Source organism: Lysinibacillus sp. UBA5994, assembly GCF_002429725.1.
GTDB lineage: Bacteria > Bacillota > Bacilli > Bacillales_A > Planococcaceae > Lysinibacillus > Lysinibacillus capsici.
This window is the reverse complement of the sequence record NZ_DJAU01000002.1, coordinates 212396-227930: the sequence shown is the minus strand read 5'-3', so window position 1 is coordinate 227930 and position 15535 is coordinate 212396. Positions and strand designations below refer to the sequence as shown.

Here is a 15535-nt window from a genome sequence, read left to right as displayed (position 1 = left end):
GCCAGTAGCGCCGGTTACCCCAGTAACGCCGGTAGCCCCAGTAACGCCAGTAACGCCGGTAGCCCCGGTTACACCAGTAGCGCCAGTAGGTCCGATTGCGCCAGTAACGCCCGTAGCGCCCGTAGCCCCAGCAACACCGGTAGCCCCAGTTACCCCAGTAGCGCCAGTCTCACCCGTAGCCCCAGCAACGCCGGTAGCGCCAGTAACGCCAGTAACGCCGGTAGCCCCAGTTATCCCAGTGGTGCCAGTAGGTCCGATTGCGCCAGTCAAGCCAGTAGCCCCGGTAGCCCCGGTTACACCAGTAGCGCCAGTAGCGCCGGTTACCCCAGTAACGCCGGTAGCCCCAGTTACCCCAGTAACGCCGGTAGCCCCAGTTACCCCAGTAGCCCCGGTAGCGCCAGTAACGCCAGTAGCGCCAGTAGGTCCGATTGCGCCAGTAGCGCCCGTAGAACCAGCAACACCAGTAGCCCCAGTTACTCCAGTAACGCCGGTAGCGCCGGTAGAACCAGTAGCGCCGGTTACACCCGTAGAACCAGTAACGCCAGTAACGCCGGTAGCGCCGGTAGCGCCGGTAGCGCCAGTAACACCAGTAGCCCCGGTAACGCCAGTAGCGCCCGTAGAACCAGCAACACCAGTAGCCCCAGTTACTCCAGTAACGCCGGTAGCGCCAGTAACGCCGGTAGCGCCAGTAGCCCCAGTAACGCCAGTTACCCCCGTAGAGCCAGTCACACCTGTACTACCTGTAGGTCCAGTTATCCCCCCAGTCGGTCCTGTAGGTTTCACTGGCCAAATTGGACAACTTGGAATAGGACCAGTTTTACAACAACAAGGAAATGAATGACACTTACTGCAAACTCTATCTATAAAATTTCCAAAATGCATAATCTCACCTCCTCTCTCAAATATCGTATTCTGATGAATGATAAGGGAGGTAGACACATAACTATTAATTACTTGTAAATAGAGAGTTATTTATAGATTCGTTGCAACTGTATTTAAGATAATTGGATGTTTATCCTGCAAACAGGAGACGAAACTTTTTAGATGGTGATTGATATTTTTTAAGAGTCTTTGTGATTGATTGTTAAAATACGCTTGAAATATTCTTTATTGTGTAGAATTTTTGGGTCATTCGGAATAAACGAGCCCGCTAATTCATTATGGGCATTGGCTAGTTCATATTGTTGTAAGCGATCGTAAAGAACACAGAGCTGTAAGTGGGGTAGCCATGTAGAAAAGCTTTTGTTTTGAAAGGGCGCATTTGGCTTCTGTTTAATCACTAGAGCTTGCTCATACCAAAATATAGCTTCGTAATTTCTAGATTGTTCCATAAAGTGATAACCTAGGCGACAGCAGGCTTCTGGTCGGGGGATATCGTATTCAAAGCTTCGTAGTATAGCGCTGAAATTGTTTTCTTTATCGTTTAAATGGGAATAGCAATCAGCTAATTTTAAGCAGGCACGTATGTTATCTTCAATCCACCCTAATTTGGACGTTAAAAATAATTCATAATAATAAATAGCTTCCTCAAACAGGCCATGATCTACTAATTCATTAGCAAAATAAAATGTATCACGTGGTGATAGTGTTTCTCCCGTTTCAATCAGTTGTCTATAAATCGTAATATTGCGGGAGTGATCATGGGTTAACGGTAAATGGCTGACAGCAACATCACTATCAAACAACATACCACAAACTTCTAAATATTCATGAACTGCACCAATCCATTGAAATTGCTTTTCCCTCCTGACAAGGCGATATCTTCTTATTAAGGCATCTGCATTTCCCTCATGATCGAAACTTAAATGATAATTCATAGAAACAGCATCAATGTCGGAAGTAAGAGATGCTTTGAGTGCCTTTAATTTTTGGCGGTCTTCCTCTAAAAAAACATCGTCAGCATCAAGCCAGAGGATGTATTCTTTTGTTGCTTGTTGAAAGGAAAAGTTTCGTGCTGCTGCAAAGTGATGTATCCATTTAAAATCAAAAATTCGGTCTGTATATTGTGCAACCACTTGCTTTGTACTATCTGTTGATCCCGTATCAACAATATTAATTTCATCTACTATATCTTTGACAGAGTCAAGACATCGACCAATAACATCTTCTTCATTTTTTACAATCATACATAAGCTAATGGATATCATACTCAAATTCCTCCTTACCATTATCTTTGTAATATATGTAAGGACGGAAATATTGGTTGGATGATTGAACTGTTAGAAGAATTGCGCGCCTGATATGTGAAATGTATTTTCATGGTTTGTCATAAATTTACCTTCCAAGTTTCACCCGAATTTCACAATTGTGAAGTATAGTAAAGGGGCAGAGGTGATAACGTTGAAAAAATGGGCATTCTTCATTTTTTCGTTACTACAAATTATATGGTTAGCGGGTTGCGCTGAAAAGTCATATGAACCCATTGAAAGGGAACGAAGTTTTATAGCTTCATTGAACATACAAGAGCCATCATTAGATTTTATTGATGAGGATGGGAATATGCTTGCGACATGGTTATTTGATAAGGCTTATTCAGGGGCCATATTATTAGGAGATGACCAAGTTTTATTATATGGACACCAACTAAATAACATCGACGTCTATACAATATCCACCGGAGAAAAGCTCTATTCAAAAAAAGTAGAGATTGGTACGACCAATGTATACTACGATGACAACATCAAGCAATTTTTTATCACGAATAGTAAAACCAATACAGTGACAAGCTTTGATCAAGAAGGCAATCAGCTAGCTTCACAACAACTTGGCAATTATCCAATGTCAATGACATCGTATAGGGATAAACTATATGTTATTAATTTTAAAGATACAAAGTTATTTGTATTAAATATGAAGGATTTAAAAATTGAGCAAGAGTGGCCGATTCAAAAGTCTGCACATGGAATAGTTGTTCTAGAAGAAAAACATGAGCTATGGGTAGGCGGTCATGGGGAAGGAAGTAAGCCAAATAGTTCTGTTAAAAAATATGATTTGACTACAGGTCAACTGCATGGAGAGATTGACATGCCTTTGATGCCAGTAGGAATAAAAAAGACCAAAGATGCTATTCTTGTTGTAAGTCATGGTCACAACGAGTTATATGTGGCTGACTTTGATGGCCATATCAAATGGCAGCAAGAGGTTGGGGCAAATCCATTTGTAGTGGATCAATTTAAAGATTATATTGTTGTCGCTGGCTATGATGATCACACATTGTATTTTATAAAAGATGGCCAGAAGGAAAAAACAGTTGATGTGGGGAAAGGTGCTTTTCAGCTGTTAGTAAGGGAGGAACAATGATGACAACTGTATTAATAGTTGATGATGAGCAGGATATGCGTAATTTAATTGAAATGATGCTCAATAACTCTGATATAGAGACATTTACTGCCGCTAGTGGAACTGAGGCTTACGATGTAATAGTGCGTGAAAATATAGATTTAGTATTACTTGATGTAATGATGCCACATGAGGATGGTTTTGTTGTTTGTCAAAGTATTCGGGCTATGTCCAATGTGCCGATTATTTTTTTAACTGCACGTGATGCGAATGAGGATAAAGTGAAAGGTCTTACACTTGGCGGAGATGATTATATTGTTAAGCCATTTACACATGATGAACTCGTAGCCAGAATTTATGCTGTATTAAGACGAAGTGGTGCAAATATTACAGAACTACAGCAAAAGTACGTAATTTTTGGCTCTATTAAAATAGATGAAATAGCACGAAAAGTATCCGTTGATGGAAAGAGTATTCCACTTACTTTAAAGGAATTTGAACTCTTACACTTATTTATGAAAAATCCAGGAAATGCCTATTCGAGAGAGCAATTATTAGAACGCATTTGGGATATTGATTATGTAGGTGGAACACGCACGGTAGATACACATATTAAAACTTTACGAATAAAGCTTGGAAAGGATGCGGCTTCGCATATTCAAACCGTTTGGGGTGTGGGCTACCGCTTTGATCCTGGCGAATGAAAAAAATTGCCACGCGCATTTGGTTGTTAATTTTCGCCTTTTTAATTATTACCGTTGTCTTTATGTATGTTCTCACAAATTTTTTATATCAACGTTTATATGTACAAGATACAGAAGATACAATGGTCGAAGTTGGATTGAAGCTACAAACAATGTATGACAATGGCAAGGTAACGGATGAATTTATTGCAGATATTGAAGAATTTAATGATTATTCCAATTTGAATATATTTGCGGTAAGGAATCCTCGTGAATTAAGTGCCTGTGTTCCATTTGATATCGATTATGAGACATTGATTGGTCCTGAGGAAAGACAAAAATTATTGGCAGGAAAGTATGTGCAAAAAATTGGGTACGAGCCTCGCTTTGATCGACAACTTATTTCGGTGGTTGTACCACTTGTTGATCAAAATCGATTAGAAGGTATTATTTATATTTATTTCCCACTGGCCAAAATTAGTGAATTGGCAAATAGTGGCGTTATTTTATTGTTTATTAGTGCCTTCATATTTTTAGTAGTTGTTAGCTATTTAATTTATAAAGGGATTCGACATATTATGCGACCATTAAACGATTTACAGCTTGCAGTGGAGCAGATGTCCTATGGGAATTATGAGACTCGTGTACCTGTCAATTCACGAGATGAAATCGGTAAATTATCTAGTACCTTTAATAAAATGGCAGAGGCCATTCAGCAAGAGGATGAAGCACAAAAAACATTCTTGGCAACAGTCTCGCATGAATTACGAACACCAATTAGCTATGTAAAGGGCTATAGCGAAGCCATGCAAAATGGCATCATCACAGAAGGCCAAAAAGAAGAAACCATTCAGCTAATCGTCCGTGAGGCCAATCGCATGGAACGCTTAACAAACGAATTACTTCAACTGGCAAGAACAGAAAATGAACAAACTGACATTGATTTATATCCAATTCCATTAGGTGAAACATTACGAGAGGTTCAAAAAATCTTAACGCATCAAGCAAATAAAAAGAACATAACTTTATATTTAGATGTAGATGATGCCCTAATTATTGAAGCGGATGAAGTAAAACTAAAACAAATTTTTATTAACATTATTGAAAATGCGATTAATTATTCGCATGAAAATTCTAAGGTGGAAATTGTTGCTGCTGAAAAGGCTGGTAGTGCACAAATTACCATTAGGGATTATGGAATTGGTATTCCTGTCGAGGATTTAACCCATGTCACTGAACGATTTTATCGTGTTAACAAAGCTCGAAGTCGTGCGGACGGTGGTAGTGGACTAGGTTTATCGATTGTTGAACAGTTATTAAAACAGTTACAGGGAACGTTAGAAATTGAAAGTGTTGTTGAAAAAGGCACATCCGTGAAGATACGGTTGCCATTAATGGAGGATTAAAAGATGAAAAAGTGGTTATTTGCGCTAATTGCAGTCCCTACATTATTAGTAGGATGTGGAGAAAAAAAAGAGGCATTGCCAGAACCAGAAGTACCACAGATCCCAGAAGTTGAAATTTTAACACCAAAAGAAGTAGCACTCAATGAAACGATTGAGCTGGCAGCACATGTTGAACAAGGTGGAAAAAATGTCGATGATGCTGTAGTAGAATTTGAAGTTTGGGAATCAGGAAAACGCGATGAAGGACAAATGATTGATGGGAAATTAGAGCAAGACGGTGTATATAAAGCAACGACTACTTTTGATCATGATGGTGTGTATTATATGTATGCACATACAACAGCTAACGGTGTTCATAATATGCCAAAGCAACAAATTATTGCTGGAAGCCCTGATATGACAAAGGTTGTCCCAGAGGATGAAAAAGCCAATAACAGCATGGATAATAACATGATGGATCATAATAATGACACTTCAGATGATATGGATCATGAGGAAGAGAAAAAAGATGAAAAAAATCATCATTAAAAGCTTGCAATTTTTTTGAAATAGGAATATGATAATGACCAGATGACCGAAATGGTTTTCTGGTCATTTTTATTGAAGTGTACGAGAGATGTACATAACCTAACTAGAAAGGATGTTACTAATGGATCGTAGGCAGGAAATTCTTGAAGCAGCTGCAAAATCTTTTACATTGTTTGGCTACAAGGCAACAACAATGGAGCAAGTGGCTAAAATCGCCAATGTCGGTAAAGGTACGATTTATACATTCTTTGCAAATAAAGAAATTTTATTTCAAGAGATCGCAATGTCACTTGTACGAGAGATGAAAGCGGAAGCAGATGCAGTGTTGGATGCATCAGCAAGCTTTATGGATAATGCGCATAATGCTTTAATGAAAATGCTACAGTTCCGAGAAAAACATCTTTTATTTGCAAAGCTAATCGAGGAAGAAAAAGAATTACGAACACCAGCAGTTAAACAGGTGCTACTACGTATCGAGACTGAAATCTTATCGTATGTCGCAGAGTTAATACAACGACGTATTAATAAAGGTGAAATTAGAGAGTGTGATGCGGAGCTAGTTAGTTACTTATTGCTGAAGGCATATCTTGCTTTTGTTGTCGATTGGCATGAGTTACATGGTGATGTAATCCCTGAAGAAAAGATTCTTAATCTTTTTAAGGAAACTATCTTTCGAGGTTTGATTTTAACTTGATTCGATAAAATACAGCTGTATAAGTATTGAATCAAGTGCTCTTTTTGCAATATTGTCGAGGTTGATTATTTTTTTTGAATGAAAATGACCAAATGACGTTTTCGGTCAAATAGTTTAGGAGTGAGGATATTATATGATTAAAGCTGAGTGGCTGAAGATCTTTAAAACAAGAAAAATGCTTGTGTCAATCATTGCTGTATTATTTATTCCAGTAATGTATGCGGGTATGTTTTTATGGGCGTTTTGGGATCCTTATGCGGGGCTTCCTAATCTTCCAGTAGCTGTTGTTAATGAGGATACTGGTGCTGAGATGGATGGCGTTAAATTAGACTTAGGGGATACCTTGGTCGATAAATTGATAGATAGCGAGCAATTTAACTTTATAGAAGTTTCAAAAGATGAAGCTGAAAAAGGCTTAAATAGTCGTGACTATTATATGATTTTAGAAATTCCAACAAATTTCTCTGAACATGCAACAACACTATTAGATGACAAACCATCAAAATTAGTAATGAACTACATTCCAAACGAGGGATTGAACTTCCTTGGTGCTCAAATTGGTGAGACTGCAATGGATCGTGTACGCGCTGAAGTAAATTCTCAAGTATCAGCGACTTATGCTGAAAAATTATTTGATTCCATTGCAACACTTGGAGATGGCTTTACAGAAGCTGCAGATGGCTCAAATAAGCTAGATGAGGGTGCACAAAAAGTAGCGAATGGTGCAAAAGATTTAAAAGGATATCTGGAGCAACTAGCATCGAGCACAGTTGAACTATCAAATGGTACTGATAAATTAACAAAAGGTGCGGGAGATGCCGCAAAAGGCGCGAATGACTTATCTAGTGGTTTAGTCAAACTACAAGATGGTACTGTTCAATTACAACAGGGTGCACAGCAAGCTGCAAATGGAGCAACGAGCCTTGAACAGGGGTTATCACAATATACACAAGGTGTTGCAAAAGTTGGTGCTGGTTTAAACACTTTAAACGACAAACAACAGCAAATTAGTGCAGGTGCAGCATCTATTGCTGAGAATGCCGGTGCATTGAATGGTGCGGCAACTCAATTAACAGCGGGATCTGCAAAAGTAGAGGCAGGCATTACAGCTCTATCAAATCAATTACAAACGATGATGGCTTCAATGCCTGAAGAGCAAGCAACAGCGTTGAAACAAACATTAGCGGAACTACAGGCAGGTAGTGCTAGTGTGCATAACGGTTTAACATCCTTATCAGCTGGTACAGAAAAATTACAAGCTGGTGCCAATCAAGTAAGCTCTGGGGCAACTCAAATTGCAGCAGGTCAAGCAGAAGTGCTAGCTGGTGCGAATGCATTATCAGCTAAAAGTAATGCTTTATTGGAAGGTGCAAAAGGTCTACAAGCAGGTAATGCTACATTAGCTGCAAAATTAGGTGAACTACATGCAGGTGTGAATACAGCTGTAACAGGTTCAAAAACATTAGCATCTGGTTTAAATGAATTAGCGAATGGTACAACAACATTAAATCAAGGTACTTCAACACTTGCTTCAAAATCTGGTGAGCTAGCACAAGGATCTGCAACACTTGCAGATGGTTCGACGGAGCTTGCAGATGGTACAGCTACTTTATCTGGTAAATTAGGTGAGGCTAGTGAAAAAGCAAATGAAGTTAAAGCAAATCAAGACACGTATGATATGGTAGGTAGTCCAGTTGAAGTTGAAAAAGAGTCTGTAAACCATGTTCCTAACTATGGTACAGGTTTTGCACCGTACTTTATTTCTCTAGGTTTATTCGTAGGTGCATTATTAATTTCAATTGTGTTTCCACTTGTTGAACCTGCTATTCGTCCTAAAAACGGGGCATCTTGGTTTACAAGTAAAGTGACAGTACTAGCAGTCGTAGGTTTAGTGCAAACATTACTAACAGTAGTTATTGTTAAATGGGGTCTAGGCCTCGAAGTGAATAACATGGGCTACTTTATCTTAACAGCCTTATTAACAAGCTATGTATTTTTAGCCTTAATCCAAATGCTTGTTTCAATCTTTGGTGACCCTGGTCGTTTCATGGCAATTGTTGTACTAATTTTACAATTAACAACAAGTGCAGGTACATTCCCATTAGAATTAATACCTTCACCATTACAAGTATTTAACAAGCTATTACCGATGACATATACAGTTCAAGCATTTAAATCAAGTATTTCTACTGGTGATACGTCATTCTTAATGCAAAACTATGGAGTTCTAGCTGGCTTCTTAGTAGCATTCTTAGCGATCACATTTGGTTACTTTATGCTACTGCACAATAAACGTTACTCTAAAGTAGCTGAAGAAAACTAATCATGAAGCACTCACCTAATGTACGGTGAGTGCTTTGTTGTTCATAGGGGTTATGTAATAATTCTTCAGCCTCAAATGACATAAATAAAAACGAAGTTATCTATAGAAATTTTATGAAAAAAAGTATGGATTTCCATTGCGATCATTTGTTTTTAAGTAGGTGAGCTGCTCCCTCTGGACGCTGGCAGAACGGAAATCCCCCTTCCCTTGCCAAAAGGTATTTCTCAGCTAGTGATTGTCTTTTTCAAAAGCATAAAAACAACAGCTGATATGAGCGTATCAGCTGTTGTTTTTTGTAAGTGTAAGAGATTTAATTAAGGGTTCATCAAAATATGATGAAGGGTGTCATGATTGCTACGTGTGGGGCACGTATATGACTATATCAGAATAGGCAAATGCTTATAGGTGGTTACATTTTTCACAAGTGTTGCTGTAGCATTCGCTTTGTTCTTCCATTTTTTCACCGCACTCAGTACATTGCTTAGCAGGTAAATTCTTGAAAAATTCAACTACGTTTTCTAACATTGTGGACTCCTCCTTTAAGTTCATCTGTACTATTACTGTTTTGATATTTTCTAGTGTATTATAACAGATGCTTTTCGTCAACACAAAATGCCTAATTTACGGTAAAATAAATATGGATATTTTGTGAAGGAGGAAACGTGAACTATGATTTTCGTTGATAATAAAGGGATCCATGATCCACGTATTAATCTTGCTATTGAGGAGTATTTGTTAAAAACAATGGACGTTGAGAAAGAGCCAGTGCTCCTTTTCTATATTAATCAACCGTCTATCATCATCGGTAAAAACCAAAATACGATTGAAGAAATCAATACAGACTATGTAGAGGACAATGGCATTATTGTTGTGCGCCGTCTTTCAGGTGGTGGTGCTGTTTATCATGATTTAGGCAATCTTAACTTCAGCTTTATTACAAATGATGATGGCGATAGCTTTATGAACTATAAAAAATTCACGCAACCAGTTGTTGACGCTCTAGCAAAAATGGGTGTGAATGCAGAGCTCTCAGGACGTAATGATATACTAGCAGAGGGACGTAAAGTTTCAGGAAATGCTCAGTTCTCTACAAAAGGACGTATGTTCAGCCATGGTACATTGATGTTTGATACAGAAATCGATGCGGTTGTCTCAGCCTTAAAGGTCAAAAAGGATAAAATCGAATCAAAAGGTATTAAATCAATTCGCTCACGAGTAGCAAACATTTCAGAGTTTTTAAAAGAGCAAATGACAGTTGAGGAATTCCGTCTTGAAATTTTAAAATCCATTTTTGGCGGGGAAGAAAATATTCGTTATTATGAGCTAACCGAAGATGATTGGGCAAATATCCACAAGCTATCAGAGGAACGCTATCAAACATGGGAGTGGAATTTTGGGAAATCACCTCGCTTTAATATTCAAAAAACACACCGATTCCCAACAGGAGGCATTGATATTCGCCTAGAAGTAAATCATGGTGTGATGGAAGAAGTGCATATTTTTGGAGATTTCTTTGGTGTCGGTGATATGGCTGATATAGAACAGCGCTTAGTTGGGACAAACTATGACAGAGCTGCAATTGCTAAGGCATTAGCAGACATTGATATCCCTACATATTTTGGTGGAATTTCAACTGAGGACTTTTTACAATTAATTTATTAAGGAAAATACGGTTTCATGTAATGTTTTAGCCTAAAGGTTCGCTGACAATTATGTCGTCGAACCTTTTTTTGATACAATATAGAAAGAAAGGAGTGTTGATATGGAAAAGCATCGAATATTCATAGTTGAAGATGATGTCAAGATTGCATCATTACTAGCGGAAACGCTTAGAAAATATCAATACGAAGTTGCAACAATTCAAGAATTTGATCATCTTATAGAAGAATTTACAGCATTTAATCCACATATGGTGCTGCTTGATATAAATTTACCCGCTTACGATGGCTATTATTGGTGTCGCCAGCTACGTCAGCATACAACATGTCCAATAATTTTCATTTCTGCACGCTCAGGAGAAATGGACCAAATCTTTGCGCTTGAAAATGGGGGCGACGATTTTATTACAAAGCCTTTTAACTACGAAATTGTGTTGGCTAAAATCCGTAGTCATCTACGCCGTACATATGGTGAATATGCAGCAAGGCAAGAAGAACGGACAATCAAGCAAGGACAGCTTGTACTTCATTTAGAAAGAATGGAGCTACATAAAAATGATTTAGAAATTCCACTTCAGAAAAAAGAATGTATCATCTTAGAGCTATTGATGGGCAATGCACCGAAAGTAGTTTCGCGTGAGCAATTGTTAGAGGAGCTTTGGGACGATCAAGCATTTGTCGATGAAAACACTTTGAATGTGAATATGACCCGAGTTCGAAAAAAGTTAGCGGATTATCATATATCGTCAACAATCGAAACGGTACGTGGTGCAGGCTATCGATTCATATTAAGTGCAGGTGAGCTATAGTGGGCTGGAAACTTTTTTTACGTGATTATGCATCATTTATTGTGTTCCAGCTCTTATTAGTTGGCTTCATCATGGTTATCTATGCACTCGACGGTTTTCGAAATATTGATACGGCTATTTATTCCTTTTGTATTAGCCTTGTGCTATTAGCATCCTTTTTACTTGTCCGCTATTTAATGCGGCAACGCTACTTATTGAAGATAACTCAGCTTCCATCAGCAATGGAGGATGTGCTACAAAAAAATGCAAAAACGCCAGAAGCTATACAAACCGAGAAGTATATGCATGAATTGTATCGACTTTATCAACATGAGCTGCATGCTTTATATGCAAGTCAAAAAAGGCATGATCAATTTATGAACCAGTGGGTCCATCAAATGAAAACACCTATTTCAGTGATTGAATTATTATTACAAGATGACCGACCTCTTGATAAAAAAAATGTTCAGGAGGAAATCGATCGCTTGCGTAGAGGATTGGACATGGTACTTGTTAATGCACGCCTAGAAAATTTTGAGGATGATATGCAAGTAGAGCGGGTTGCGTTAAAAGGTATTGTAACTGCAACTGTTAATGAAAATAAACGTTTATTTATTACGAAAAGAGTTTTCCCGGAAATTCATATTGACGACGATCTAATTGTTGCCAGTGATTCAAAATGGCTTCGTTTCATTCTTGGACAATTTATCACCAATGCAGTGAAATACACGTTTGAAGCCAATAAAAAAATTGTTATTTCTGCCATTGAAAAGGATGACTATGTACAACTTGCGATTTGTGATGAGGGTATTGGGATTCCAGCTTCCGATCTTTCTCGTGTTACGAAAGCCTTTTTTACTGGCGAAAATGGGCGGAAAACAGGTGAATCAACTGGAATGGGCCTTTATTTAGCCAAAGAAATCTGTGAAAAGCTAGGGCATGAGCTGGCTATTACATCAGAGGTAGGAAAAGGGACGATTGTGACAGTAACATTTACAAATTAGGGGGCACTAGGATGGTAGAGGTACGTATAGAAGATTGGAAACTAACGATTGATAAGGAGAAAACAAATGCGCTTTATATGACACATCTGCAAGCGGGAGATCCATTAGCCTATCAAAATTTTATCCTGGCAAATGAAAAGTTAGATGAAGAACTACTGCATTTTTCAAAGAGCCTTGGGTTAAACTTACAGCAACCAACATTATTGAATGCTTTTCCTGTAGACGGTCAACAGATTATGTATAGTGGGTATTATACTGTATGTGGGGAAATCGTAGAGGGAGAAATGGATGCTTGGGATGTGATTATTGGGGAGCATTGCTTTAGTTTAGTAGAGGAAGAGTCAATACTGGCTTTAACAGAGCCTCATTTTCACATTGGTTTTGAGGTCGTTTTACAGTGGCTTTTACCTCAATCCTTAGAATTAATGAAGAAATAAGGTGAATGAAGTATGCCTATTTTACAAATTAAAGATGTGACAAAAGTGTACGAAGGTAAAGTAACGCATCGAGCATTAAATCAATTGAGCTTTGACGTGGAAGAAGGCGAGTTTTTAGCTGTTATGGGGCCCTCAGGAAGCGGTAAAACGACATTGTTGAATATTATTTCGACCATCGATGAACCAACTAGTGGAGAAATCATTTTAGATGGAATGAATCCACATAAGTTGAATGCAACAGAGCTTGCCTATTTTAGAAGAAGACAGCTTGGCTTTGTGTTTCAGGATTTCAATCTTTTGCATATGCTGACGGTCGAGGAAAATATCGTGTTGCCCTTAACGTTAGATCAACAGCCGCTAGAGGTAATGGAGGAGCGTCTGGCAAGTATTGTAGAAAAGCTAGATTTAACTTCCTTCCTTCATAAACGTCCAAATGAAATATCTGGGGGACAGGCACAAAGAACAGCAATTGGTCGTGCGCTTATTCATAATCCAAGTCTCATTTTAGCGGACGAACCTACAGGTAATTTAGATTCAAATTCTTCACGTGATGTGCTTGAACTATTGACAAAAGTGAATCAGGATAAACAAACGACAATCGTGATGGTCACGCATGATCCAATTGCAGCAAGTTATTGTGATCGAGTGTTATTCATTAAAGATGGTGAATTTTTTAATGAAATTTATCGAGATGACCGCCGTCAGATGTTTTTCCAACGTATTTTAAATGTTTTGAGCTTACTAGGAGGAGGGCAAGTAGGTGACCTTTCGACAATTCGCTTACCGTAATGTCGTGCGGAACAGCCGGATATATGGCGCCTTTTTCATGGCAAGCTTTTTTTCTGTGGCTGTATTTTTTATCTATTCCATGCTGATGTTTCACCCTGATATTGAACGTGGGATATTAGGGGAGATGTCTCTCATTGGGATGGTGGGGGCTGAAATTGTTCTCGTCCTGTTTACATTATTCTTTTTATATTATTCCATGAGTGCCTTTTTAGAGGCCAGATCACATGAATTTGCTATTTTATTGCACTTGGGAATGGAAAAACGTCAGATGAATAAACTTGTCTTTTTAGAGACAATGATTATTGGAACAGGCTCCATTATTGTAGGTATTGTCTTTGGTTTCTCCTTTTCAAAATTCTTTTTTATGATTGTTCGGGAAATTTTACATTTAGAAGATTTACCACTCTATATTTCATGGGAGCCATTTTTATTAACGATTGGTGTTTTCACAAGTGCATTTTTCGTCATTTCCTTTATTAGTGTGTATTTTACACGAGAGAGAAAATTACGAGATCTTATAAAAGGCAGTGATTATTTAAATAGCTTAACAACGTATTCCAAAATACGAGCTTTCTATGGTATTGCTTTAATTGTAACGACGTATATTCTCGCTTTTGTTGTCGGACATACATCACTAATTGGGCTAACGCTGTTAATACCATTTTCCGCAACATTTGGCACCTATTATTTTTTCAGTGATTCTGTACCTTGTTTTTTAGATTTAGCACGTGGGAAACGCAAATATCATTGGCAACGCTACCGTCTACTATCGCTAGCAGAACAAACGCATATAATGATGGATAACGTGAAAATGTTTTTCGTTGTGACGATGGTATCGACACTTGCATTTTTATCTGTTGGTGTTTTAGCAACAATGTCCTCCTATACAACGCAATATGATCGATTAAATCCACTCGGGCTGGTTTATAAAGGGGATGTCGATAATCCATATGAACGGGAGCATATCAATTCTTTAAGGCTGCAATTAGAGGAGAAAGGTTTATCTTATCAGCTATCCCGTTTTATTGTTGTGAAGCAAACCTCCTCTTTCACTCGAAATGAAGTGGAGGTTTTTCGAGAGTCCGATATGAATGTCCTGCTTTCTTCCTACAGTTATCCATTATTGAATCTGGAAGCAGGTGAGGCAGTATTCATTCCTTATTCGGAGGATTCCCTAAAAAAATTAAAAGATCGAGTTGTGCATACTGTTTTAGAAGAAAACAATATACCGCTCACTATTGATAGTGTCTATCCAAAAATAGTGTTTCCAGGCTCGATTGTCAGTGTCAATTCGATTGTCATTAGTGATGAAGACTTCGCGAAGCTTATTCATCCGATTTCCGATCAAGACATTATTCAACCAAGCTATCATCTATTTACATTTGTTATTCCTCAATGGATGGAAACGAAGGATATTGGTAAGGATATCGATCATCTAGAATCCAATTTATATTTTATTAAAAAGGATAAGTTTAGCCCTTTTTACTTTGAAAATGCAGGATTAAATTATTCTTATATACTAGCTACCTACTCATTATTTACATTAGTGGGTGTTTTAGTAGCCACTGTATTTTTACTTGCAGCTGGTAGCTTTATCTATTTTAAATTGCATACATCCCTCGAACGTGAAAAGCGTAAATTTGATGTATTAAAACGTATGGGTTTAACAGATACAGAGTTAAAAAAGCTAGTTAATCGCCATTTGTTTCCCCAATTCTTTTTACCTTGGGGTGTTGCGATGATGCATAGTGCCTTTGCTTTTCTAATGGTTCAAGGTATTTTAAGGGACATTGCGAATATATCGATTGTAAAAGAAGTATTCTTTGCTTTTGGCTTTTTTGTATTAATACAAGTGGTTTATTTTTATTTAATTCGATGGCGCTATATCTCCCATATTCGCTCATGAAGTAATGGTTTAAAAGAGAAAAAAATGAATTATTTAACGT

General features: G+C 38.0%; 15 protein-coding genes. 12 read left to right on the top strand and 3 right to left on the bottom strand.

Annotation, left to right across the window (positions count from 1 at the left end; all coding sequences use genetic code 11):
• Together B3D98_RS01410 and B3D98_RS01405 are read right to left on the bottom strand one after the other, a co-directional pair.
• The coding region (locus B3D98_RS01410) for a beta strand repeat-containing protein (protein ID WP_414674026.1) at positions 1-882 on the bottom strand (882 nt) is incomplete at its 3' end.
• A gap of 179 nt (positions 883-1061) precedes the next feature.
• A complete protein-coding gene (locus tag B3D98_RS01405; protein WP_048390807.1) occupies positions 1062-2147 on the bottom strand; it encodes a glycosyltransferase family 2 protein in 1086 nt (361 codons plus the stop codon).
• A gap of 184 nt (positions 2148-2331) precedes the next feature.
• Between B3D98_RS01405 and B3D98_RS01400 the strand changes: the two genes are divergently transcribed.
• The 6 genes from B3D98_RS01400 to B3D98_RS01375 all read left to right on the top strand — a co-directional run bounded on the left by B3D98_RS01400 (position 2332) and on the right by B3D98_RS01375 (position 8913).
• A complete protein-coding gene (locus B3D98_RS01400) occupies positions 2332-3300 on the top strand; it encodes a YncE family protein (protein ID WP_288579858.1) in 969 nt (322 codons plus the stop codon).
• A complete protein-coding gene (locus tag B3D98_RS01395; protein ID WP_004230448.1) occupies positions 3300-3983 on the top strand; it encodes a response regulator transcription factor in 684 nt (227 codons plus the stop codon). Before B3D98_RS01400 ends, B3D98_RS01395 begins: the two co-directional genes overlap by 1 nt.
• Entirely contained in the window at positions 3980-5368 is a 1389-nt protein-coding gene (locus B3D98_RS01390) for a sensor histidine kinase (protein ID WP_054549576.1), read from the top strand. The genes B3D98_RS01395 and B3D98_RS01390 overlap by 4 nt, the downstream gene beginning before the upstream one ends.
• Before the next feature lie 3 nt (positions 5369-5371).
• Positions 5372-5896: a FixH family protein gene (locus tag B3D98_RS01385; RefSeq protein ID WP_004230451.1), complete on the top strand. Its 525-nt coding sequence runs from the start codon at positions 5372-5374 to the stop codon at positions 5894-5896.
• A gap of 121 nt (positions 5897-6017) precedes the next feature.
• Complete coding sequence (locus B3D98_RS01380; protein WP_009373269.1) at positions 6018-6590, top strand: TetR/AcrR family transcriptional regulator; 573 nt, start codon at positions 6018-6020, stop codon at positions 6588-6590.
• A 133-nt stretch (positions 6591-6723) separates the two neighbouring features.
• Entirely contained in the window at positions 6724-8913 is a 2190-nt protein-coding gene (locus tag B3D98_RS01375) for a YhgE/Pip domain-containing protein (RefSeq protein ID WP_115673010.1), read from the top strand.
• Positions 8914-9312: 399 nt separating this feature from the next.
• Here the strand turns inward: B3D98_RS01375 and yhfH are convergent, their stop codons facing one another.
• Positions 9313-9438 carry a protein YhfH gene (yhfH, locus tag B3D98_RS01370; RefSeq protein ID WP_004230455.1) on the bottom strand — a complete coding sequence of 42 codons (126 nt, stop codon included), beginning with the start codon at positions 9436-9438 and terminating at the stop codon, positions 9313-9315.
• 144 nt (positions 9439-9582) lie between these two features.
• On the opposite strand from yhfH, the gene B3D98_RS01365 reads away from it, so the two are divergent.
• From B3D98_RS01365 to B3D98_RS01340, 6 genes are all read left to right on the top strand, one after another.
• Complete coding sequence (locus tag B3D98_RS01365) at positions 9583-10575, top strand: lipoate--protein ligase (RefSeq protein WP_048390817.1); 993 nt, start codon at positions 9583-9585, stop codon at positions 10573-10575.
• Positions 10576-10675: 100 nt separating this feature from the next.
• The gene (locus tag B3D98_RS01360) at positions 10676-11380 is read left to right on the top strand and encodes a response regulator transcription factor (protein WP_004230457.1); all 705 of its coding nucleotides are present in this window, start codon (positions 10676-10678) and stop codon (positions 11378-11380) included.
• Positions 11380-12363: a sensor histidine kinase gene (locus B3D98_RS01355; RefSeq protein WP_048390819.1), complete on the top strand. Its 984-nt coding sequence runs from the start codon at positions 11380-11382 to the stop codon at positions 12361-12363. Before B3D98_RS01360 ends, B3D98_RS01355 begins: the two co-directional genes overlap by 1 nt.
• Before the next feature lie 11 nt (positions 12364-12374).
• Complete coding sequence (locus B3D98_RS01350; RefSeq protein ID WP_048390821.1) at positions 12375-12800, top strand: hypothetical protein; 426 nt, start codon at positions 12375-12377, stop codon at positions 12798-12800.
• A 12-nt stretch (positions 12801-12812) separates the two neighbouring features.
• Positions 12813-13589, top strand: coding sequence for an ABC transporter ATP-binding protein (locus B3D98_RS01345; protein ID WP_004230460.1), 777 nt, complete (start codon positions 12813-12815; stop codon positions 13587-13589).
• A complete protein-coding gene (locus tag B3D98_RS01340; protein WP_066037085.1) occupies positions 13561-15495 on the top strand; it encodes an FtsX-like permease family protein in 1935 nt (644 codons plus the stop codon). The genes B3D98_RS01345 and B3D98_RS01340 overlap by 29 nt, the downstream gene beginning before the upstream one ends.
• Positions 15496-15535: the final 40 nt, after the last annotated feature.

What these genes read in the sequence shown, in the direction of transcription:
- B3D98_RS01405 (WP_048390807.1), bottom strand. Translation starts at nt 2,147, where the DNA reads ATGATATCCATTAGCTTATGTATGATTGTAAAAAATGAAGAAGATGTT.
- B3D98_RS01395 (WP_004230448.1), top strand. Translation starts at nt 3,300, where the DNA reads ATGACAACTGTATTAATAGTTGATGATGAGCAGGATATGCGTAATTTA.
- B3D98_RS01390 (WP_054549576.1), top strand. Translation starts at nt 3,980, where the DNA reads ATGAAAAAAATTGCCACGCGCATTTGGTTGTTAATTTTCGCCTTTTTA.
- B3D98_RS01385 (WP_004230451.1), top strand. Translation starts at nt 5,372, where the DNA reads ATGAAAAAGTGGTTATTTGCGCTAATTGCAGTCCCTACATTATTAGTA.
- B3D98_RS01380 (WP_009373269.1), top strand. Translation starts at nt 6,018, where the DNA reads ATGGATCGTAGGCAGGAAATTCTTGAAGCAGCTGCAAAATCTTTTACA.
- B3D98_RS01375 (WP_115673010.1), top strand. Translation starts at nt 6,724, where the DNA reads ATGATTAAAGCTGAGTGGCTGAAGATCTTTAAAACAAGAAAAATGCTT.
- yhfH (WP_004230455.1), bottom strand. Translation starts at nt 9,438, where the DNA reads ATGTTAGAAAACGTAGTTGAATTTTTCAAGAATTTACCTGCTAAGCAA.
- B3D98_RS01365 (WP_048390817.1), top strand. Translation starts at nt 9,583, where the DNA reads ATGATTTTCGTTGATAATAAAGGGATCCATGATCCACGTATTAATCTT.
- B3D98_RS01360 (WP_004230457.1), top strand. Translation starts at nt 10,676, where the DNA reads ATGGAAAAGCATCGAATATTCATAGTTGAAGATGATGTCAAGATTGCA.
- B3D98_RS01350 (WP_048390821.1), top strand. Translation starts at nt 12,375, where the DNA reads ATGGTAGAGGTACGTATAGAAGATTGGAAACTAACGATTGATAAGGAG.
- B3D98_RS01345 (WP_004230460.1), top strand. Translation starts at nt 12,813, where the DNA reads ATGCCTATTTTACAAATTAAAGATGTGACAAAAGTGTACGAAGGTAAA.